The organism is Flaviaestuariibacter amylovorans (genome assembly GCF_039541815.1).
Taxonomy (GTDB): domain Bacteria; phylum Bacteroidota; class Bacteroidia; order Chitinophagales; family Chitinophagaceae; genus Flavisolibacter; species Flavisolibacter amylovorans.
This window is the reverse complement of the sequence record NZ_BAABGY010000016.1, coordinates 144,323-166,989: the sequence shown is the minus strand read 5'-3', so window position 1 is coordinate 166,989 and position 22,667 is coordinate 144,323. Positions and strand designations below refer to the sequence as shown.

At 63.1% G+C, this 22,667-nt stretch carries 14 protein-coding genes; 5 read left to right on the top strand and 9 right to left on the bottom strand.

Annotated features, from left to right (window positions below):
- The first annotated feature begins 245 nt into the window (after positions 1-245).
- Positions 246-2,798: a PAS domain S-box protein gene (locus ABD937_RS20475; protein ID WP_345257802.1), complete on the top strand. Its 2,553-nt coding sequence runs from the start codon at positions 246-248 to the stop codon at positions 2,796-2,798.
- A 19-nt stretch (positions 2,799-2,817) separates the two neighbouring features.
- On the opposite strand, the gene ABD937_RS20470 is transcribed toward ABD937_RS20475, so the two are convergent.
- Positions 2,818-6,366 carry a PAS domain S-box protein gene (locus ABD937_RS20470; RefSeq protein WP_345257801.1) on the bottom strand — a complete coding sequence of 1,183 codons (3,549 nt, stop codon included), beginning with the start codon at positions 6,364-6,366 and terminating at the stop codon, positions 2,818-2,820.
- 149 nt (positions 6,367-6,515) lie between these two features.
- Here ABD937_RS20470 and ABD937_RS20465 point away from each other — a divergent pair, with 149 nt between their 5' ends.
- From ABD937_RS20465 to ABD937_RS20455, 3 genes are all read left to right on the top strand, one after another.
- Positions 6,516-8,552: a PAS domain-containing sensor histidine kinase gene (locus tag ABD937_RS20465; RefSeq protein ID WP_345257800.1), complete on the top strand. Its 2,037-nt coding sequence runs from the start codon at positions 6,516-6,518 to the stop codon at positions 8,550-8,552.
- 501 nt (positions 8,553-9,053) lie between these two features.
- Positions 9,054-11,426 (top strand): TonB-dependent siderophore receptor, encoded by a 2,373-nt coding sequence (locus ABD937_RS20460; RefSeq protein ID WP_345257799.1) that lies wholly within the window; start codon positions 9,054-9,056, stop codon positions 11,424-11,426.
- The gene (locus ABD937_RS20455; protein WP_345257797.1) at positions 11,426-12,511 is read left to right on the top strand and encodes a PepSY-associated TM helix domain-containing protein; all 1,086 of its coding nucleotides are present in this window, start codon (positions 11,426-11,428) and stop codon (positions 12,509-12,511) included. Before ABD937_RS20460 ends, ABD937_RS20455 begins: the two co-directional genes overlap by 1 nt.
- A gap of 139 nt (positions 12,512-12,650) precedes the next feature.
- Here ABD937_RS20455 and ABD937_RS20450 read toward each other — a convergent pair whose 3' ends face one another.
- The 3 genes from ABD937_RS20450 to ABD937_RS20440 form a co-directional block, all read right to left on the bottom strand.
- Positions 12,651-13,349, bottom strand: coding sequence for a TIGR04283 family arsenosugar biosynthesis glycosyltransferase (locus ABD937_RS20450; RefSeq protein ID WP_345257796.1), 699 nt, complete (start codon positions 13,347-13,349; stop codon positions 12,651-12,653).
- A gap of 103 nt (positions 13,350-13,452) precedes the next feature.
- Positions 13,453-13,767, bottom strand: coding sequence for a TlpA family protein disulfide reductase (locus ABD937_RS20445; RefSeq protein WP_345257795.1), 315 nt, complete (start codon positions 13,765-13,767; stop codon positions 13,453-13,455).
- A 178-nt stretch (positions 13,768-13,945) separates the two neighbouring features.
- Entirely contained in the window at positions 13,946-15,784 is a 1,839-nt protein-coding gene (locus ABD937_RS20440; protein WP_345257794.1) for a UbiD family decarboxylase, read from the bottom strand.
- Between the two features lie 444 nt (positions 15,785-16,228).
- Between ABD937_RS20440 and ABD937_RS20435 the strand changes: the two genes are divergently transcribed.
- A complete protein-coding gene (locus ABD937_RS20435; protein WP_345257793.1) occupies positions 16,229-17,521 on the top strand; it encodes an NAD(P)/FAD-dependent oxidoreductase in 1,293 nt (430 codons plus the stop codon).
- 329 nt (positions 17,522-17,850) lie between these two features.
- Here ABD937_RS20435 and ABD937_RS20430 read toward each other — a convergent pair whose 3' ends face one another.
- The 5 genes from ABD937_RS20430 to ABD937_RS20410 form a co-directional block, all read right to left on the bottom strand.
- Positions 17,851-18,261, bottom strand: coding sequence for a response regulator (locus ABD937_RS20430; protein ID WP_345257792.1), 411 nt, complete (start codon positions 18,259-18,261; stop codon positions 17,851-17,853).
- Positions 18,258-20,159 (bottom strand): PAS domain S-box protein, encoded by a 1,902-nt coding sequence (locus ABD937_RS20425; RefSeq protein WP_345257791.1) that lies wholly within the window; start codon positions 20,157-20,159, stop codon positions 18,258-18,260. Before ABD937_RS20425 ends, ABD937_RS20430 begins: the two co-directional genes overlap by 4 nt.
- 339 nt (positions 20,160-20,498) lie before the next feature.
- Complete coding sequence (locus ABD937_RS20420) at positions 20,499-21,824, bottom strand: PAS domain-containing protein (protein ID WP_345257789.1); 1,326 nt, start codon at positions 21,822-21,824, stop codon at positions 20,499-20,501.
- 15 nt (positions 21,825-21,839) lie between these two features.
- Positions 21,840-22,202 carry a hypothetical protein gene (locus tag ABD937_RS20415; RefSeq protein WP_345257788.1) on the bottom strand — a complete coding sequence of 121 codons (363 nt, stop codon included), beginning with the start codon at positions 22,200-22,202 and terminating at the stop codon, positions 21,840-21,842.
- Positions 22,203-22,449: 247 nt separating this feature from the next.
- Positions 22,450-22,659 (bottom strand): hypothetical protein, encoded by a 210-nt coding sequence (locus ABD937_RS20410; RefSeq protein WP_345257787.1) that lies wholly within the window; start codon positions 22,657-22,659, stop codon positions 22,450-22,452.
- Positions 22,660-22,667 lie beyond the last annotated feature (8 nt).

Below are 22,667 nucleotides of genomic sequence, written 5' to 3'. Positions count from 1 at the left end.
AAGGTCCGGCTGCACCTTGCCGCGAACCGGCATCGGCCCGGGGCGCCAGGCCGCCAGCCGGCCCCTGAGCCTGCAAGCACGCCGCCAGGGGGCACCCCGTCCGCTAAAACCATTAGTCTTGCCTCCGGGAGAAACACCTAAAAAGGTACGAAGAATTAGCAATCAAGCGGTTAGGGGGCAAATAAAGCCTATCTTTAGTTGAACATCTTTACCCTTTCCGCGCGCCAAGAATTAAACAAGATCCAATGAAGGAACATGGTGTGCACGTGGAACAGGAGGGATCTCCTTACGGGTCCGGTCATTCCGACTCGGAAAAGCTGGCCCAGCTTCAGAAATTGCTCGACTCTTCGCTGGACGTGATCTGCTCGATCGATGCGGCCGGGCGCTTCCGCTATGTGTCGGCCGCCTCCGCAACACTGTGGGGCTACGCGCCCGAAGAGCTCGCCGGCATCCCCTATATGAGCCTCGTACATCCCGACGACCACCCGAAGACCATTACCGTGGCGGGTGCGATCACGGCGGGCGTCAACGTCACCACCTTCGAGAACCGCTATGTGCGTAAAGACGGCGCGGTGGTGCCCGTGCTCTGGTCGGCCCGCTGGAACGCCGATGAGGCGCTGATGTATTGCGTGGCCAAGGACCTCACCGACAGGCGAGCCGCCGAGCACCAGGAGCAGCAGCGGATGGACGCCATTTACAACAGCATCCAGGACTGCTTCTTCTCCGCAGACAAGAACTTCACCATCACCTTCTGGAACCGCCGGGCCGAAGCAGTCCTCGGCGTGCGCAAGGAAGACGTGATCGGCAAGAACCTCTGGTCCCTGTGGTCGGAGGCGGTGCCGCTGAAGTTCTACACCGAGTACCACCGGGCCCTTGCCGAGAATACCTCCGTCCACTTCGACGAATACCTGCCCTCGCAGGGCGCCTGGTACCAGGTCAGCGCGTATCCCACCATCGACGGGCTGCACATCTATTTCCAGGACATTACCGACCGTAAGCAGCAGGAAGCCTTGCTGAAGCTCGCCAACGAGCGTTTTACGCTGGCCGCGCAGGCCACCAGCGACGTACTCTGGGACTGGGACCTCGTGTCGGGCACCTGTTATTTCAACTCCTCGTTTACGCGGTGCTTCGGCCACGAGAATGCACAGGACGTGGTGTACCGCAACTGGATGGGCAACATTCATGAAGACGACATCCTCGGCGTCACCGAATCCGTCGACAACGCCCTGCTCGATACCGCCGTGACCCAGTGGGAAGGAGAGTACCGCTTCTACAAATCCGACCGCGCCATCGCCCATATCCTCGACCGCGGCTTTATCATCCGCGAGGAGAACGGTGCTGCCGTGCGGATGGTGGGCTCGATACAGGACATCACGCGCCTGAAGGAGGCCAGCGAGGAGCTCGAGCGGCTTTCGCTGGTAGCCAAGGAAACGGTCAATGCCGTGGTGATCACCGACCCGCAGGGGCGCATCACCTGGGTCAACAAGGCCTTTACCGACATCACGGAATTCGGCTTCGCGGAATCGATCGGCCGCAAGCCCGGCGACCTGCTGCAGGGTGAGCGTACCTGTCGCGCAACGGTAGCCAATCTGCGCGCCCGCATCGCGGAAAAGGTCCCGTTCAATTGCGAGCTCGTCAACTATTCGAAATCCGGCCGCGCATACTGGATCGAGATCAAGGGTCAGCCGATCTTCAACGAGGAGGGAGGCGTGAAGCAATTCTTCGCCATCCAGACCGACATCACCCGCCGCAAAGAGGCCGAGGCCCTCATCCGCTCGTCGGAGGAGAAATACAAGCAGCTGTTCTACGGAAGCCCGCAACCCAAGTGGACCTTCGATGCGGAGACCTTCCGGATCGTGGAGGTCAACGAGGCGGCGGTGGAGCTGTACGGGTACAGCCGCGCCGAGTTCCTGGAGCTGACCGTGCCCGACATCAAGGAGGCCGGGACAGGGGCGAAGCTCCGGGAAGTAGTAGAGGAGCTCAGGAGCGGCCGCACACCGGTGTACCACGGGCTGCTCCGGCACGTAAAGAAAAACGGTACCATCTTCCTGATCGACGTCACGAGCCGCCTGCTGCCCATGTCCACCGGCTGCTACATCATCTGCTCCGGTATCGACATGACCGAGAAGATCGGGCTCGAGCAGGAGATCATCGCCCAGAAGATCGCGGCTCAGCAGGAAGTGTCGCGGGCCATCATCAACACGCAGGAGAAGGAGCGGAGCGAGGTCGGCAAGGAGCTGCACGACAACGTGTGCCAACTGCTCACCACCGCGAAGCTGTACCTCGAGAACATCAAATACTTAGGCGACCGCAAAGACGAATTTGCCGACCGGGGCATCCGGATCGTGCAGCAGGCGATCAACGAGATCCGCTTTCTTTCGAAGCAGCTGGTGACGCCGGTGCTGCACGATATCGGGTTCGAGGCCACGATCCACGAGCTCATCGCGCACTACGAGGCACTGAATACCTTCGAGGTGCAGTTCCGCTACGAGGCCAACGAGGAGCTGATGGACAAGGACCTGAAGCTGGCCGTCTACCGGATCCTGCAGGAGTTGTTCAACAATACGGTCAAGTACGCAGGGGCGTCGCTCGTGGAGCTCCGCATCCTGAGCACGGACGACCAGGTGGTGCTGCAGTTCAGGGACAATGGCTGCGGCTTCGACCCTTCGGCGGCCCGGAACGGCATCGGGCTGAATAACATCCGCAACCGGGCCGATGCCTATAAGGGTGTTCTCCGCATCGAGTCGTCGAGCGGCAACGGATGCGCGGTAGCCATTCTTTTCCCGGCAAGGCTGTAGCGGCCAGGCGCCGTCGATCTCAGATCCCAGATCTGAGATCTGAGATCGACGGCAGCAGGATGGTGAACGAGGCGCCCACCCCCGGTGCCCCATGCGCCACGATGGAGCCGCCGTGGCGCTCCACGATCTTCTTGCAAAGGGCGAGGCCCAAACCGGTGCCCTCGTACTTGTCTTTCGGGTGCAGCCGCTTGAAGGTGTCGAAGATGGCCGAAGCCTGCTCCTCCTCGAAGCCGATGCCGTTGTCGGACAGTACGATCTTTTCAAAGGAGCGGTCGCCCTGCTGCAGGCGCTCCGAACGGATCTTGATCACCGGCGCTACGCCCGCCTTCGCAAACTTGATGGAGTTGTTGACCAGGTTATAGAACACCTGGTACAGCAGCACCGGCGCACCCTCGATGGTGGGCAGGCCGGCGTACTCGATCCGGGTACCCGTGCGCTGGATCGCCACCTCCAGGTCGGTCTCGATGCTCGCGATCACCTCCGACAAGGCCACCGGCTGCGCGAGCTCCACGGCGGCGTTGAAGGTGGAATATTTCAGCACCCCGTCGATCATGGTCGACATGCGGCTGGCAGCGCTGTGGATGCGTTCGATGTATCTCGTCCCGGTCTCGTCGAGGCGGCCTTCGAGGTGCTGCTCGAGGCGGTTCAGGAAGGTCTTCACCTTGCGCACCGGCTCCTTGAGGTCGTGGGAGGCCACGTGGGCAAACTGCTGCAGGTCGTCGTTGGAGCGCTGCAGCTCCTTCGTACGCTCCTCCACGAGGCTCTCGAGGCCTTCCATGGCTATTTTCTGCTCGTGGATGTCGGTGGCCGTGCCGATCCAGAGCAGCACGGAGCCGTCGTCCTTTTTCACGGGCACCGTCTTCACCAGGAACCAGCGGTAGTCGCCCGTGGCGCCCTCGCGGTAGCGCAGCTCCAGCTCGGCGGGGGCGCCGCTGCGCAGGTGGGCTTCCCAGAGGGCAGTGGCACGCGGGCGGTCGGCCGGGTGCAGCACGTCGCCGCTCCCGCTGTCCATCGCCGCTGTTTCCGGCAGCCCGGTGTAGGTATACCAGCGCTGGTTGAAGTAGAGGGTCTTGCCCTCGGGAGAGGCCGTCCAGGCCAGGTGCGGGAAGGCTTCCACCAGCAGGCGGAAGCGGTGCTCGCTTTCCCGGATCGTCTCTTCGGCCGCCTTGCGCTCGGTGATGTCCTGCAGGGTGAACAGCACCCGGTCGAAGGCCCCCGGCGTCGTGAGCCTCATGCTGAAGAGCACATATAGGGAGTTGCCTTTCAGCGTCCGCAGGCGGCATTCGGAGGCATAGCTGGTGGCCCCCTCGGTGAGGTGGAGCAGCTCGGTCACAAATACCGGCACCGTTTCGGGCAGGAAGATATTTCCCAGGTTCTCCAGCACTGCCTCCTTGTTGGGCGCCTCGAACATTTCGATCGTAGCGTCGTTGACGTCGAGTACGCGCACGAGCCCGATGCAGTGCTGCACGAACTCCGGGTGCGCCGCCATATAGGCCGGAACGTCGGTAACGCCGCCCGCCTTCAGCCCGGTGATGGCGGCGTGGGCCGCCGTGAAGTCTTCTTCCCAGATCGAAACACCGGCCGTATTGAAGATGCTCCGGAAGCGGTCTTCGCTCCCGGCGAGGGCGGCCTCGGCCTCCTTGCGCGCGGTGATGTCGATGGAGGAGCCGACGAACCCGAAGTATTCGCCCTCGTTTCCGAAGCGCGGGGTGCCGTGGTTGAGCAGCCACCGCCACTCGCCCCGGGCGTTCTGCATCCGGCACTCGAACTCGTAGGGAACGCGGCGCTGCACCGCATCGCCGACCACGGCGGCGGCGTCGCCGATGTCGTCGGGATGGATGGCCACCTGCCAGCTTTTCCCTTCTTCGAGGTCCTGCTCAGTATGGCCCGTGAAGGCGCGGGCCTGGCGGTTGTAGTAAGTGGAGTTGCCCTGCTCGTCGAGGGTCCAGATCATTACGGGCGAGGCGTCGGCCATGGAGCGGAAGCGCTGCTCGCTTTCGCGGATCTTGTCTTCGGCCAGCTTCTGCTCGTGCACGTCGATCACGGTGCCGACCATGCCCTCGAAGGATCCGTCCTCGCCGAATTTGGGCTGCCCGCTGTCGATGGCCCACCGGTACTCCCCGCTATGGTGCCGCAGGCGGTACAGGACGTGGTAGGGGACCTGCTTCTCGGAGGCTTCGATAAAGCGGCGGCCGGCCTCGGCCGCATCGTCGGGGTGGGTGGCCTCCAGCCAGCCGAAGCCCTCGGCCTCGCCGGCCGTCTGCCCGGTGTAGGCATACCAGTTCTTGTTCAGGTAGGTGCAGTAGCCATCGGGGCGGGTGATCCAGATGATGGCCGGCACCGTGTCGGTGAGCTGACGGAAGTAGTGTTCGCTTTTGCGGAGCCCTTCTTCCGACTCCCTGCGCGCCGTAATGTCTTCGGTAGTAACCACGAGCAGCGTGCCCACCGGGCTCACGGTGAGCCGGAACCACTGGTGCCTTCCTTCGCCCTCGTACCACTGCTCGAATTCCTCCGTTGTGCCGGTCTCCGCCACGCGGATGAAGCGCTCCAGCAGGCCGGTGGTCCGCGCGTTCGGGAAGCTTTCGGCCAGGCGCTTCCCGGCCAGGTCGGTGCGGCCGGTGGTCTGCGCGGTGACGGCATTGGCCATCACGTATTCAAAATCTTCGATGGCGCCTCCGGCGTTGTATACGGGAGCGAGCACCACCAGCGAGTTGGGCGAGGCGTCGAAAACGGCCTGGAGCAATTGCCGCTGCTCCCGCAGGGCCCGCTCGGCGGCGCGCTGCTCGGTGATATCGGTGAAGAGGATCGCCACTTTGTTGCTGCCGCCGGATGCCACCCGGAAGGCGTTCACCTCGAACCAGCGGCCCATGGCCTCGGAGCCCTCCACCAGCTTCACGGATCGGCCGGTGCGCGCCACGTCGCCATAGATCCGGAACCAGCGCGCCTCGAGTGCCGGCACGAGCGCACGCGCCGTTTTCCCCACCGCATCGGTGAGGCCGGTCTGCGCCGCAAACACGGGGTTGGCTTCCACGAACCGGTAATCGACCGGCTCGCCGGCCGCGTCGAAGATCATCTCGATCACGCAAAAGCCCTGCTCCATGCTGTTGAAAAGGCTGCGGTATTTGCTGTCGCTTTCGGTCACCTGCCGGCGGGCTTCCACCTGGGCGGTCACCTCGTACGCATGCACCATCAGGTCGGTGATGGTGCCGGCATCGTTGCGGATGGGTTGCACCACGAAGTTGTAGTAGCCGCTGCGCTGCCCGGCGCCGTCGTGGAAGGTGACGGGAAACTCGGTGGCCACAAAAGGCTCGCCGCTTTGGTACACGCGGTCGAACAGCTCATAAACTCCTTGCCCGTCCATCTCGGGAAATACGGTGCGGGGCGTTCGGCCGAGGAGCTCGGCTTCGCTGCGGCTGAAGATCTGCTGGTAGAGGGGGTTGGCGAAGCGGTATACGAGCGCCGGGCCTTCGAGCAGGGCGATGGCGGCGGGCGCTTGCTGGAAGAGGCTGCGCAGTTTGTCCGTGTCCGGGCTGCCGGGCGGGGTGGGTTCGTAGTGAGGGGCGTGCATAAACACAGGGGGAGTGGAGTGGAAAGGTACAAGGATTCGCCGAACGCCCCGTCGGCGCTCCGGAAGCGCCCTCGCTGCCGGTACGCACCTCAGCCATACCAGGGTGTGCGGGAATGCCTACATTAGCTACCCGAACCTTAATCATCTTCGTGAACCACCTCCGTACATCCCCCGTCCCCTCCTTTCTGCAGGGCGGCGGCGAAATGGGCGCCCTCACCCGCAGCTACGACTGGGCCGCCACCCCGCTCGGCCCGCCCGATGCCTGGCCGCAAAGCCTGCGCACCACCCTCGGCATCCTGTTGCACTCCCGCTTCCCGATGTGCCTGTTCTGGGGTGCCGACCTGACCTTCTTTTATAACGACGCCTTCCGCCCGAGCCTCGGCGCAGACGGCAAACACCCCGGCGCCCTTGGCCAGCGGGGCGCCACCGTGTGGCCCGAAGTATGGCCCGACGTATACCCGCAGATCGAAGGCATCCTCACACAAGGCATCGCCACCTGGCACGAAGACCAGCTCCTCCCGATCTACCGCAACGGCGCGCTCGAAGACGTGTACTGGACCTACAGCTACAGCCCCGTATTCGACGAATCGGGCAAGCCCAGGGGAGTGTTCGTGACCTGCGTCGAAACCACCAAGACGGTTAGCCTGATCCAGGAGCTGCAGCTCACCAATGAAAAGGCCCGCCTCGCCATCGAGTCGGCCGACCTCGGCGTGGTGGAGGTGGACCTGCTCACCGAGGACGTGCGCATCTCGCACCGCATCGAGGAGCTCTTCGGGCTCCCCTCGGGCAGCGCCCGCGGCGCCTTCCTCGAGCGCATGCACCCCGACGACGTGCTGCTCCGCCAGGCAGCCTACGAGCGTGCCTCCGCCAGCGGCAAACTCGAATACGAGTCGCGCGTGTACCACCCGCAGGGCCCGGAGCGCTGGATCCGCCTCAAGGGCAGCCTCACCTTCGACGATGCCGGCACCCCCCAGCGCATGATCGCCGTGGTACAGGACATCACGGCCCAAAAGGCCTTCTCCGCCGAGTTGTCGCGGCAGGTGCGCGCCCGCACCCGCGAGCTGGAGGAAACCCATGAGCGCCTCCTGACCTCCAACCGCTACCTGCAGCAGATCATCAACATCTTCAACTCGCCGCTGCAGGTGCTGCAGCCCGTGTGGGAAGGGGGCGACGTGGTCGACTTTACCTACCAGCTCACCAACGAGGCTTATGCGGCCTATGCCGGCGTTTCGCCCGCGCAGCTCGAGGGGCGCCGCGTGAGCGAGTTCTTCCCCGGCTACTTCGGCACCGACACGTTCCGCAACATCCGCGAAGTGGCGTTGAGCGGCAAGGAGCAAATCTGGCAGAACCATTATTCCGCCGACGGGCTCGACATCTACAACGAGATGGGCGCGGTGCTGCTGAACGGCAACGTGGTGGTGCACCTCAACGACTATACGGGCCTCAAGCGCCTGCAGCTCGAGCTCGAGCGCCGCATCGAGGAATTGAAGCGCTCCAACGACCGCCTCGAGGAGTTCGCCCACGCCGCCTCGCACGACCTCAAGGAGCCGATCCGCAAGATCCACTACTTCACCGCGCAGCTCAAAGATGGACTCGCCGACGGGCTCGACGACGCGCAGCGCCGCGCCTTCGAGCGGGTGGAGAAGGCCGCGAAGCGGATGGGCAGCCTCATCGACGACCTGCTGCAATATTCGCACGTAAGCCAGCGGGCACCGGAGCCCGAAGAAGTGGACCTGGCGCAGACCGTGGCGCGTGTGCTCGACGACCTCGAGCTCGACATCACCCAAAAGGGCGCGCGGGTGGAGGTCGGTCCGCTGCCGGTGCTGCAGGGCCACCGCCGCCAGCTGCAGCAGCTCTTTCAGAACCTCGTGAGCAATGCCCTCAAATACAGCAGGCCCGGCACCGCACCGGAGGTGCGGATATCCGCCACCATGACCGAGGAGAACGGGCAGCGCTGGCACCTGCTTTCAGTGGCCGACAACGGCATCGGGTTCCCGGAGGAATACAAGGACAAGATCTTCGGGATGTTCGTGCGCCTCCACGGGCTCAACGAATATGCCGGCACCGGCGTGGGCCTCTCCATCGTCCGCAAGGTGGCCGAGAACCACGGTGGCTGCATCCGAGCGCACAGCACCGAGGGCGCAGGCGCCACCTTCGAACTCCTGCTGCCGGTGGGCGATCGGTAGTGCTTTTGGGACGGCCGCAAGCGGCCCTATTTCACACGGCGGCACAGCGCTGCTTTTTTTCCTTGCGCCTTTGCGTCTTCGCGCCTTGGCCTGGCCTGTTCCGCCAACAGAGACTTGAGGATTGGGTAGCGGCCGCAAGCGGCCTCTTCGGACTTCACCCGGCGGCACGGCGGCACAACGACACGGCGAAAGGATTGTATGCTGCGGCGACGTTAGGTAGCCCTTGGAACAACGAGGTTCAAGAAAACGATCACCTCGTTAAAGGCTCGGGAAGAAGCGTGGCTCCGCATCTCCTTGCCACCGTGCCGCTGTGCCGCCGGGTGAAATACGGGCATCAGCCCGCGACTGCGCTTGCAGTCCTTATTGTTTAGCGGTTGTGTCCCGGTTCTCCTTGTTTATAAAACAGAGGTTTACGTTTTCCCATCTCCGTAAGGCGTTTTACGGATGTCGTAAGCACGAGCCCGGCCGGATGCCCTCTTTTTGCAAAAAATTGCTCGTCTCATGGGTACCACCGCACGCCGCTTCCTGTTCTTCCTTTCCTCTTGCCTCGTGTTGCTGACCGCCGCCGCCTCCGAGGCGCCCGGTAAGATCAGCGGCACGGTGCGCAGCGCCGAAGGACTCCCCGCCGCCTTCGTGACGGTGCAGGTAAAAGAAACGAAGCAAAGCACGGCCACCAACGAGGACGGCGTGTTCCATCTTTTCCAGGTAGCGCCGGGCAACTACACCCTGCAGCTTACCGCTATCGGCTTCGAGCCCCTCGAGCAAATCGTGACTGTTGCCGCCGATAATACCCTGCAGCTCGAGCTCCGGCTCGCGCAGTCGGCCCGCCAGCTGGCACAGGTGGTGGTGACCGGCCAGAAGCGCCGCACGTCGACGGTGACCAAAACCAATATCCCGCTGCTCGACCTGCCGATGTCGATCCAGGTCATCGACCAGCAGATCATCCGCCAGCAGGCCGCCTTCGACCTAAAAGACATCGTGCGCAACGTGAGCGGCGTTAACCAGACCGGCTCCTACAACGGCGGCTACCAGTTCTTCAACAGCCGCGGCTTCGACATGAACAACTGGACCAACTTCCGCCGCAACGGCACCCTGCTCTGGAACATGGGCAACCACTACGCCGACTTCTACGAAAGCGTCGAGTTCCTCAAAGGTCCCTCCGCCATCCTCTACGGCGACGTGGCGCCCGGCGGCGTCATCAACTTCGTGACCAAGAAGCCCCTCCCGTATAACTACGGCCGCATCGACCTGCGCGTTGGTGAATACGGGCTGGTACGCCCCGCGGTGGACCTGGCCGGCCCCCTCGATGCCAAAGGCAAGGTGCTCTATCGCCTCAATACCTCGTACGAGCGCTCGAAGAGTTTCCGCGATGTGGTGGAGAACGAAACGGTGATGATGGCGCCCGCACTCACCTGGAACATCTCGCCGAAGGCCTCCTGGAACGTGGAGCTCAATTACAAGAACGACGAGCGCGTTGGCGACCCGGGCCTCGTGTCGCCCGACGGCACCTTCGAAGGCCTGCGCCGCATCTCCGAAAAGACTTTCCTCGGCGAGCGCGAAGCCACTTACGGCTACAAGAACACGTCGCTGATCTCCACCTTCAAGGTCTACCTCGGCAAGCAGTGGTACCTCCAGCAAACAAGCAGCGTGATGCAGACCCTCCGCACCCCGCTCAACGTATACGTGAACAACGACGCCGATGCCGCCGGCAACGTGACGCGTTACCAGTACTTCTTCCGCCAGAAGTTCAACACCAGGACCGCCATGCTCGACGCCGTGGGCGAGGTAGCGACGGGTCCCATCCGGCACAAGCTGCTCGTCGGCGCCGACTTCATGGACGACGGCATCCGCATGGGCGGGTTCCTGCAGGACGATATCGCCGGCACGATCAACCTCTATCGACCCGAGCAGGGCAAGGCATCGCTGAAGGCGCTGCCATTAGTGTGGGACAACAACGCGGGCTTTACGCGCCGCATCGGGCTGTATGCGCAGGACCAGCTTTCTTTCCTCAACGACAAGCTGCAGGTGCTGCTGGGCGTCCGCTACAACCGCTACGTAAGCGGCACGCGCTACGACAACAAGGCCGACAAGCCGGCCGATTATACGGAGGTGGTGGAGAAGCCCCTGGTGCCGCGCCTCGGCGTTGTGTACAAGCCGCTGCCCTATCTGTCGGTATACACGTCTTACGCCGAGAGCTACGAGGTAAACGGCTTCGACTGGATCGACGCGCGCAAGCAGGTGCCGCCCACCTTCGGCACGCAGTACGAGGCGGGCATCAAGGCCGACCTCCTGCAGAAGCGACTCGGCGTCACGCTCTCCGTCTTCAACATCGAGAAGGAGAACGTATACAGCTGGGCCGAGTCGGCCACCGCGCCCAGCATCGACTACGTGTCCTGGTCGGCGCAGGAAGGCTATTATACCTACCTCGCCAAGCGGCACCGCAGCCGCGGTATCGAGCTCGACATCAACGGCAGGGTCAACGACAACCTCAACATCCTCGCCACCGGCTCCTACATCAGGGCGGAGATCGTGGACGACATTGTGTACCAGAAGGGCAACCGGCTCGCGAACCAGCCCCGGGAGATGTTCAGCCTCTGGGCCAACTATACCTTCTCCCGCGCGCTGAAAGGCCTCTCGCTCGGCTACGGCGCCTTTTACAAGGGAGCCTTCTTCGCCGATGCGTCCAACGCCGCCGGCGGCAAGGTGCCGGCGAACTACACGATGGATGCTTCTGTCGGCTATAGCTGGAAGCAGTGGAGCGCGCAGGTCAACGTGAGCAACCTTACGGACCGCGTGAGCTACCTGGGCGCCTTCGGCAGCTGGGAGCCGCAATGGACCCGCCGCACCGTGCTGACCTTATCGTACAAGCTGTAATGAGCCGCGCAAGCCGACTCCTTTTTTCCGTGCACTCCTGGCTGGGACTGATTGCGGGGATCTTCATCCTCTCGTTCTTCCTTACCGGGAGTGTCATCGTGTTCAATAAGGAGCTGAACCGCTGGCAACACCCGGAGCTGCATACGGTGACGGATACCGGCGCGCGGCTCCCGTTCGATTCATTGTACCGCAGTGCGCTGCGGAGGGCGCCCCAACTGTATCTCTATACGTTCCGGAAGGTGCCCAAGGCCCCCGGCGAGACCGTAGAAATGCGGGTTTACGACCCGGCGAAAAAGGAGTACGGACTGCTGTACCTGAATCCTTACAGCGGTGCCGTGCTGGGAACCACCTGGAACAACAGCCTGTACGACCTGCTGCTGACGATGCACTTCACGTTCTTCCTCGGAAAGGTAGGTGAGCTGATGGCAGGCGTTTTCGCGCTGGCCTTGCTCGGCTCGGTGATCACGGGGCTCATCGTGTATCGCCGCCATCTGGTAAAGGTCCTGACGTTCCGGATGAAGATGCAATGGCGCAACTGGCGGATGATCTCGTCGAACCTGCACCGGGTGATCGGGGTGTGGTCGCTCCTTTTTAACCTCGTGCTGGCCGGCAGCGGCTTTTACATGATGCTCTATGCCTTCGACCTGAAGGCGCAATTCGGCAGCAATGCGTCCACCGCGATAGAGCCGCCCCCGACGGTCTCAGTCAACGTGGATACGCTGATCCGGGAAGCGACGGGCCTGCTGAGAGAAGGGCGCTTTCACTACCTCGACTTCCCGCGTCGGGCCGGCGAGCCGCTCACGGTGTATACCGACGGTGGCTTTTGGCTCTGGGGGGATCTTACCAACAAGGTGGAATTCAACAGCGGCAGCGGCGTCGCAGGCCGCGTGTTCCGGCAGGGTGATATGAGCGCCGGGGAGAAGGCCGGGTATGCGCTCTATACCCTGCATTACGGGCAATACGGCGGCACCGGTATCAAGTTGCTCTACTCCTTTTTTGCCCTCAGCGGTTCCGTGCTGGCCATCACCGGCTTCGTGCTCTGGTACCGGAAGCGCCGGGGGCGGCGCAAGAAGCCGGCACGCTGATCCCAGACTGTTTACCGTGATCATTTTTGCGACGTGGCCATAGCCGGCACCCGTGCGTCAGCGTTACCTGAGGCAGCCCTGCTCCACCGGCAACCCGCAAACGGGAGCAGCCGGCCCCCCTGTACTCCCTTCACCTCCATTAGATCTTTTCCTGCCGGATCAGCCGCCGGTAGATGCGCACGAGCCGTGCCTGCCCCGTTCCGGAGCGGTACAGAAAATACATCAGGTAAAAGATCGCCTGCATCCGGATGGGGCCGTTCTCCACGTATTTACGGGCGGAGGTCAGCACGGGCTTTTTGATGATGCGGAAGGGCGAGAGCCGCTTCAGCTTCCGGATGAGGGCGTAGTCTTCGAAAACGATGTGCGCCTCGGAAAATCCGCCCGCGCGCATAAAGAGTTCCCTCGTTACAAAGAGGCTCTGGTCGCCGTAGCGGAAGGCGTCCACGTCGAAGCGCGTGCACCAGGCATTGGCGCGCAGGAACCAGTGCGGGTGGTCGAAGGAGAGGAGGAAGCAGCCGGCGGCGGCACCCGCTGCCACGGCGTCGCGGATCGCTTCGGAAAAGCCGGGCGGCGGGAGCGTATCGGCATGGAGGAAATACAGCACTTCTTCCCGGGCGGCCGCTGCCCCGTAATTCATCTGCGCGGCCCGTCCCTTGCGCGGACTCCGGAGCACTTCGGCCCCGGCGGCCCGGGCGAGCTCCATCGTGGCATCCGTGCTTCCGCCGTCCACCACAACGATGGCGCGTACCAGGCCGGCGCGGTCGCGCTGCTGCACCGTGCGGACCGTGGCGCCAATGTGTCCGGCTTCGTTATAGGTGGGAATGATGACGGTGATCAATCGGGGAGGGGTTTGCGGGTGGAAAGATCGGCACGGGCTTCCTGCCCTGTTGCAAAACCGGAAATAAAAAGCCTATCTCCCCGCCGCAACGCGGCCCCTTCATTCAGTCCGGTTCCTGCGCGTTCAGGAAGACTGCCAGCTCCGTGGGTGAAAGGTCTTTTTTCAGGATGTTGCCTTGCGCGTCAAGGAGGAAGTTGGAAGGGAAGCTGACGATGTTGAGGCGCGCGGCCTCGCTGCCGCCCACGTCGCGGTACTGTGGCCAGGGGAGCCCGAATTTCCGGATCGTCCGGAGCCAGTCGCCCTCGTAATGGTCGGTGCGGACGGTTAGCGTGAAGGGCTTGAATTGGGCACCGGCGCACAAGGGGGCCAGGAGCAGGAGGCACAGAAGGGGGCGCAGGAGGGGGGAGGTCAGGGTCATCTGACCAGGGATGCAGCAGCGGGCACTTTTGCATACCGCCGCACGAAGAAAGCGCAGCGGGGGCTGCCCGCGTGCCGGCTGCCCGAAGCGGGTTGCCGGGAACGTACATGGAGACTTCAGCAACCCTTCCGATCGGTTGCCAGCGCACCGGTCAGCACCAAATACACCGATGCGGCCGTTACAGGATCCCGTGCAGGCTGCCGCCCTTTGCCGCCAGTTGGTCCACCCGCTTTTCCACCGCAGGGTCCTTGATAAGCGGCGGCGCATGGTGCGGCTTCACGCGCGCGTCGATCAGCAGCGGGCCGCGGCAGCCCCAGTGCTTGTGCTGCACGAAGGCGCCGATACCGTGGATGTCGTGCGAGGGATTGCAACGGGTGAAGGCTACCCAGAGGAAGTTGTTGACCGTAGCGGCGGTGAAGGAGGCATCGTCGCACAGTATGATTACGGGAGCCGATCCTAACGCATCCACTTTTTCCAGCAATTGCTCGTCGAGTGCTTTGATCTCGCCCGGCACCTGATCGTACGCCGTAAAGGGCGCGGCCTGCAATGCGATCACGCCCGGCAGGCACAGCTGCGGGTTCACGAAGCCTTGCAGCTCCTTCAGCGCTTCCGGCACCTCGGTGCACAGCGCGCGCACCGGCGCGCCATAGGCGGCAAACACCACCTTGCTGCCGCTGTTGAGTCCCTGCCCGGAGTAGTCGAGCGTATCGATGGTCGTATGCGTGTAGAAGTGCACGTCGCGGTCGAGGTGAAGGCGCTCGAGCACGTAGCGGAAGTAGGGTTCGATATGATGGGCCGACACGGCATTGTTGTCGTCGGCGGTGATGAAGAGGAACTTGGCGAGGCTCAGCTGCCCGGTGCCGAGCACGTGGTTGGCGATCGTGAGCAGCTCGGAGGGCTGCTTGGCCGGCATATAAGGCGTATAGCGCTCGGAGCCCACGGCCAGCAGCAGCGGGTGCACACCGGCGGCGTCTACGGCATTGACTTCCTTGAGGCCGGGGATCTCGTCCTTCAGCGCGTCGCCCGTGATCTCGTGGATCAGCGCACCGAAGGAGGTGTCTTCCTGCGGCGGCCGGCCTACCACGGTAAAGGGCCACACCGCGTCCTTGCGGGCATACACCCCGTGCACCTTCATGAGCGGGAAGGGATGGGTGAGGCTGTAGTAGCCGAGGTGGTCGCCGAACGGGCCTTCGGGCTTGTTGTCGCCGGGATGCACGGTGCCGGTGATCACGAAGTCGGCGTCGGCGGAGAGGCAGAAGCCGTCCTCGTAGAAATACCGGAAGCGGCGCCCGCCCAGCAGTCCGGCAAAGGTCATCTCGGAGATGCCTTCCGGGAGGGGCATCACGGCCGCCAGGGTATGCGCGGGCGGCCCGCCCACGAAGCAGCTCACCTTCAGGGGCTCGCCGCGTTTATTAGCCTTCGTCTGGTGCACGCCGATGCCGCGGTGGAGCTGGTAATGCAGCCCGATCTCTTTGTCGCGCTCGTACTCGTTGCCCGTGAGCTGGATGCGGTACATGCCCAGGTTGGCCTTCATGATCCCGGGGTTGTCGAAGTCCTCGGTATACACCTGCGGCAGCGTCACGAAGGCGCCGCCGTCCATGGGCCAGTGTTGGATAAGGGGCAGGTCCGAGATGCGGATGCGCTGCTGCAGCACCGGCTTGTCGGAGGGATTTTTGAGCGGCAGCGCCTTGAGGGCGGCGAGGCCGAGCGAGAAGTTCTTGACCGGCGCTTTCAGGGCCTTGATGGGATCGGAGCGGTGGGCGATGAGGCGCTGCACTTTGTCGAGCGTGTCGCGGAAGAGAAACTTGCTGCGGTCGAGCGTGCCGAAGATGTTGGAGGCCGCGGGGAAGCGGGCCCCTTTGACGTTTTCGAACAACAGCGCCGGTCCGCCGGCTTCGTACACCCGCAGGTGGATGGCCGCCATTTCAAGATGCGGATCCACTTCTTCTTTGATACGCACCAGGTGCCCGTGTTTTTCCAGGTCGGTCAGGCATTCTCTCAACGAACGATACCCCATAGCCACACAACGTTTTAAATACCGAAAGGGTTTTCAATACCGGTGGCGAAGGTACGGCCGGGCCGGCAGTGTGGTAATCCCGCGCAGGCGCGGGCCGGGCGCACGAGGGTTGCACACGGCGGCGTCCAGCGCTTGTCGAAGGACGACACGGAGCCACGGCGACCATACCGGCAGAAAAATCGAACGGACGCAGCAAATCATTCTTCCCGCCCTGTTACCTCGTGTCATGTGCCGGCACCGAACAGCCGAGACAGCAGGGGCGTGCCCTCCCTGTCAGGAAACGCGGTGCCGCCGTGCCGCTGTGCCGCCGTGTGAAACGAGGCCGCTTGCGGCCTTCGCCCATTCCCGGAGCAGTTGCGTTGAATCTTATCCGTGCCTGCCTCTGGTCTGGAATTAGTTTTGCACGGTAGCAAGCGTTTATCATCTCCCAGAAGAAACATCCCCATGAAGAACGGAAGTATTAAAGTAGTGGTGGTAGGCGGCGGGTTCGCCGGTATCAACCTGATCAAGAAGCTCCAGAAGGACGACCGGTTCCACATCACCCTCGTCGACCGCAACAACTATCATTTCTTCCCGCCCCTGCTCTACCAGGTGTCTACGGCCTTTATCGAGCCCTCCAACATCTCCTATCCGTTCCGACGCCTCTTCCAGGAAAAGGAAAACCTCCGCTTCCATATGGGCGCCCTCGTACGGATCGATACCGCGGCCAATACCGTGGAGACCGACACCGGCACCCTGCCCTACGACTACCTCGTGCTCGGCCTCGGCACCGAGACCAACTTCTTCGGGATGGAGAACGTGAAGCGCGACGCCCTGCCGATGAAGACCATCGACGAGGCGCTCAACCTCCGCAACCACCTCCTGCTCAACATGGAGGAGGCGGCCCGCGCCAAGACCGAGGCCGAGCGCGACCGATACCTCAATATCGTGATCGCGGGCGGCGGCCCCACGGGCGTGGAGCTGGCGGGCATGCTCGCCGAGCTGGGGCAGCACGTGGCCACCAAGGAGTATCCCGAGATCCCCGACTTCGGGCGCCACATCTACCTCATCGACGCGGGCCCGGTGCTGCTGGGGCCTATGAGCAAGAAGGCGCAGGACGAGGCCTGCTCCGTGCTCCAGAAGCTGGGCGTCAACATCATTACCAATATGGCGGTAAAGGATTACGCGAACGGCTCCGTGCTGCTGGCCGACGGGCGCACCATCCCCACGGCCTCCGTCATCTGGGCCTCGGGGGTCATTGCCCGTGAGGCGCCCGGACTGCCGGCCGAGGCCATCGGCCGCGGACGGCGCGTGCTGGTGGACGAATACAACCGCGTGCAGGGCCTGCAAAACGTGTTCGTGCTCGGCGACCAGTGCCTGCAGACCACCGACCCGGCCTTCCCGAAAGGACATCCCCAGGTAGCGCAGGTGGCGATCCAGCAGGGCGAGCTCCTCGGCAAGAACCTGCGGCAGCTGGCCTCCGGCGGAGAGATAAAACCCTTCGCCTACAACGACAAGGGCTCGATGGCCATCATCTCCAAGTACAAGGCCGTGGCGGACCTTCCCAAGGTGTCGTTCGGGGGCTTCTTCGCCTGGCTCATCTGGCTCTTCATCCACATCATCCCGCTCATCGGCTTCCGCAACAAGGTAAAGCTCGCCTTCTCCTGGCTCTGGTCCTTCCTCACCAACGACCCTACGCTGCGCCTTATCATCCGGCCGGCCAACAAGATGAAGCGCTACCAGGAAGACCTGCGTTGAAAATGAGGTGCAACTCACGGCTTTATTGGTCGTGAAGGGGCTGTTTGCATGATTCAGCTAGCAATCGCCATAACCTATGGGGGGCTATGGTTGCGGCTTTAAAGGACACTCCGCGCCCCGAAGCTTCGGGGCGGAGGAGATTGCTTCACTTCGTTCGCAATGACGGGCAGCGCTTTGTGCTGCGCCGTCGTGTCAGAACGCCCGGCCGACGGCAGGCCTTACTCTTGGCATGCTCCGTGTCTTTGCGTCTCTGCGTGAAACCCTCGTACCGCTTTAGAAAAAGCGAGGCCGCCTGCGGCCGTCTGTCTTACTCACTACATACCCGCTCCTTAACCAACGGCCAGGCGCGCCTGCAGCTCCTGGTACAGCGTCTCCGCGAAGGGTCCGTAGGAGATGAAGGTCTCGGGCTTGACGCGGTACCAGCTGGCGCCCGCCGCGAGCGCCCGGTCGATGATGGATTGCGTGGAGGAGGTGGACGTGATCACCACCGGCAGCGCCGCGTAGCGGGCGTCGGCGCGCAGGGCATGCAGCAGCTCCATGCCGTTCATGCCGGGCATGTTGAGGTCGGAGAGGATGAGGTCGGGCAGCTGCCCCGGGTGCTCGCGGAGCCAGGTCACCAGCTCGTCGCCGTTAGATGCCTGCGCCAGCACTTCGAAGCGTCCCGACGCCTCGAAGGCTTCCCGCATAAAGAATTGCTCGTCTTCGTCGTTCTCCACCAGTATGATTCTGTAGGTCTTCATGGGGTCAGGATTTTCTCTTGTATCGCTTCGTTGAGGGTAAAGTGGAAGGTGGTGCCTTTTCCGGGCTCCGACTCGGGCCAGATGCGCCCGCCGTGGCGGTCCACGATCTTCTTGCAGATGGCAAGGCCGATGCCCGTGCCCGGGTACGGCTTGTTGGTATGGAGGCGCCGGAAGATCTCGAACACCTTCAGGAGGTCGCCCTGCGAGATGCCGATGCCGTTGTCGGACACACTGAAGTGCGCCTCGTCGCCGGCGCGGCGGATGCGGATGCGGATCTTCGGGAACTCGGTTTCGGTAAACTTGAGGGCGTTGCTGAGCAGGTTCTGGATGAGCTGTCCGAGCTGCACCCGGTCGCCGGGCACGGAGTCCACCTCGTTCTCGATCGTGATCTGCGCCTTGCTCCGCTCGATCACCTCCCGCAGGTTCTGGAGCGACTCGTTGAGGAGGGCGTTGAGGTCTACGGGTTGTGGCGCCAGCTCGCTTTTTCCCAGCTGGGCATATTGCAGCAGGTTCTGGATGAGCTCCCGCATCCGGTCGGCCGCGCCGATCGACTTGCGGATATAGGTGCCGAGGTCGGCGGTGGCGCCCTCCGTCAGCTTCATTTCGATGAGCTGGAGAAAGCCTTTGATACTGCGGATCGGCTCCTGCAGGTCGTGCGATACGATGGAGGTGAACTGCTCGAGCTCGCCGTTGGCTTCCACCAGCTCGCGGTTGGTGAGTTTCAGCTCCTCGGCCAGGCGGCGGTAGCGCTCGAAGGAGTCGCGCAGCGCGCGCTCCGACTCCTTACGCTCGGTGAGGTCGCGCGTCACCTTCGAGAAGCCGATGAGGGTGCCGTCGTTGTTGAATACCGCGGTGATGAGCACGGAGGCCCAGAAGCGGGAGCCGTCCTTGCGGAGGCGCCAGCCTTCCTCCTCGTACTTGCCCTCGGCGCGGGCCACCTTGAGCTCGTGGGCGGGCTTGCCGTTGAGGAGGTCTTCCTCGGGGTAGAAGATGGAAAAGTACTTGCCGATGATCTCGTCGGGGCCATAGCCGGAGATGCGGCGGGCGCCCTCGTTCCAGGAAACGATGCGGCCTTTTTCGTCCATCAGGAAGATGCCGTAGTCGATCACCTGCTCCACGAGCGAGCGGTAGCGCTCCTCGCTCTGGCGCAGCGTCTCTTCATTGAAGCGGCGATCGGTGAGGTCGCGGGTCACCTTGGAGAAGCCCACGAGCTTGTTCTGCTCGTTGAGCAGTGCCGTGATCACGATGTTGGCCCAGAACACGGAGCCGTTCTTGCGCACGCGCCAGCCTTCCTCCTCGTACTTGCCGGTTTCGGCGGCGATGCGGATCTCGCGGGCGGGCTTTCCGTCCTGGAGGTCCTCGGTGGTGTAGAAGGTGGAGAAGTGCTTGCCGATGATCTCGCTCGGCGAGTAGCCCTTGATGCGGGCGGCGCCATCGTTCCAGGTCAGGATGTGGCCGGTGGTGTCGAGGAGGAAGATACCATACTCGCTCACGCCCTCTACCATGATGCGGAAGCGCTCCTCGCTCTTGCGCAGCTCCACTTCGGCCTCCTTGCGGGCGCTGGTGTCGCGGAGCAGCACGGTGAACGCCGAGGTGCTCCCGTCGTCGTTCCGGAGGGCGGAGATGAGCAGCTCCCCCCAGAAGCGGGAGCCGTCTTTGCGGAGGCGCCAGCCTTCGGAGGTGTACTGGCCGGTACGCGCGGCGATGCCGAACTCGTATTCGGCGCGGATACTGTCTTCGGGCCCGGCGTACAGGAGCACACGGGAGCCGTTAAGCAATTCCTGCGGGGGATAGCCGGTAAGGGTGGTCGCCATCGGGTTGGCATACCCGATAAAGCCGTCTGCATCCAATTGCAGCACGGCCTCCGGCATGTGTTGGAGCAGGTGCGATGGATTCACGATAATAGGTAAGGGTTGTATGGAATAAGGGCTGATAAAACGGGTTAAAGTTAAACAGCGGCCAGTTCAGCGAATCAAAAAGAGTTGTTAGAAGCTGTCGCTAGAACAGGCGCTCCCTGAAAATTCGTGAAGCGTGCCGCGTCAGCAGGAGCGAGCCCGTGCCAGATACTTCACGAAAAGTCTCACCGGATCATCCGCGCCGACGGCGCATCGCATAGCCCGATTCATAGGGCAAAACGGGTCGCTTCGTGCCGGGGCGCCGGGAAGGGGTTAACGGGCGCCGCCCGGGCTTCGGACCCGGGCGGCGGAAAAGTTGATCAGAACGGACGCGATGTCCTGCTATTTCCCGTCAAGCTTCTCGCGCAGTTCCAGGTTGAGCCGCTCGAGCTCGATGTTGCGGAACCGCACCTTCACCTCCAGGTCGTCGTAGGCCTGCTGAAGGCGGTCCTGGAGCGTTTTGAGGTCGTGGATATCGGTATTGCTGCCGTACCATTTCACTTCGCCGGAGCTGCTGGTGAAGGCATTGGCCTGGCCGAGGTGCCAGCGGTATTCGCCGTTGTGGCAAAGCAGCCGGAACTCCACGCGGTAGGGCTCGAGGGTTTGCAGGCTGCGGGTCCACTGTTCGATCACACCGGGCAGGTCGTCGGGGTGCACCACGTGCTGCCAGCCGGCGCCGGTGATCTCCTCCTCGCTCCGGTTGAAATACCGGCAGGTGCGCTCGTTCACGTAGTCGAGGGATCCGTCGGCGCGGGCGGTCCAGGCCTGGTTGGGCAGGGCGTCCGACATAAAGCGGAAGCGCTCCTCGCTTTCCTGGATCCGGCGGCGTGCCCGCACGGCGTCGGTTACGTCGTAGGAGAAGGAAATGACGCCCACGATGCTGCCGGCCGAGTCGCGGAAGGGCAGGTAGGTGACGTCCACGAAGTATTCCTGGGTGGAGCCGTCGGGAAAGTTCAGTCGTGCCGGGAGCTCCTTGGCGAGATAGGGTTCGCCGCTGCGGTATACCTGCATGAGGAGATCGCCGAAGCCCTGCTCCTCGAGCTCGGGGAAGGCTTCCCCCAATCGTTTGCCGATCACGTCGCGGCCGCCGATCACGGCGAGGGCGGGCGGATTCACGAGCTCGAAAACGAATGTATCGCCCATCAGCAGCGAGATGTGCGCGGGCAGCTGCATCAGCACCTCGTACAGCGTCTTCTGCTCGCTCACGGCCGCGTCGGAATAGGCGCGGACGGTACGCTCCAGCTCCTGGTTGGCCTGCATCAGCTCGCCGAATGCCCGGAAGGTTTCGGAATGGCCCGGTGCGGCGTCGCCCGCTACCTGCCGCTCCACCTGCGTGAGCAGGTCCACCAGTTCCGCGGCAGTGGGCTCGATGTCTGCAAGGCCGGCGCGGGCGCGGTCCTTGTTGCCGGAGTTATAGAGGTCGATGAGTTCCGTGGCCTGTTCGTGGATGCGGTTGTGTACGGACTCGAGGGCCTTCATGCCCGGCAGGTCGCCGTATAACGGTAACGCATGCCCGTAGATCCACTTGCCCAGGCTGCACTGCCGGGGGGCGCGGAGCGCGGTATCGTCGGCGGGGCTGCCGTAGAGGTAGGCGCGCAGCCGGGCCTTGAAGGCGAGGTGATGGGCACGGGCCTGCTCGAAGTAAAGACGGGTATCGTTCGTGTTCATAAAAGCAGCGTCTGGTTAGGAGTTGTCTTTTTTATGGAGCAGCAGCTCGAGGCCGGTGCTGAAGTAGAGCGTGAGCTTATGGACGCAGCCGCCGGCGCTGCGCTCGGAGAGCAGGCGGGTGATGATGGCGTTGCCTACCTGCTGCCCGTCGATAAAGAATTTGAGCTGGGGGTTGTAGATGATCCGGTCTTCGCGCACCACCTGCCACTCGCCGGTGCGTTCCTTACCGTTCACGGAGCGGTAGTGTCCCGGCCGGATCTCGATGATGCGGATGTCGGAGAATACACTGGCAGCTGTGCCGCCCAGGGCCCGGCTGAATACCTCCCAATGGCCGCAAACGTGCTCCTCGGTGATGCTGTTCAGGTCGATGTAGTGCATGGAAGGCGGTTGAAAGAAGATGGGTGCAGGCAAATGTAGGCTTTCGCGGCGGTGATGCTGCAAAGAAACAACCGGCGGTTGTTGCCGCACCTATTCCTCCGCGCCTGGTCGTGAATCGTGAATGGGTGAGCGTGGTCTTGTCGTAGCAGGCAACTACCGGCAACGGACAACGCGCCGCGCCGCAACCCGGTCACCACTAGACCGATAGACAGCCACGGGGTGACCATACCGACCCCCAAGCACCGGCTTACGGGCAGGCCTGGCCGCAAACCGGCGTGTTGGCGACTGCGTTTTCGGGCGATGCCGCCGGGTCTTGCGTAGTGGCGAGGAGCCTGCGCTGCTGGCGGATGAGGGCCCAGGTGGCCCGCAGTACGGGCGGGGTGGCTCCTTCGGTGAGCAATTCGGCAAATTGGCTTTCCAGGAGGCTGAGCTGTTCTTGGAGCGTTTGCTGGTTCATGGGATCAT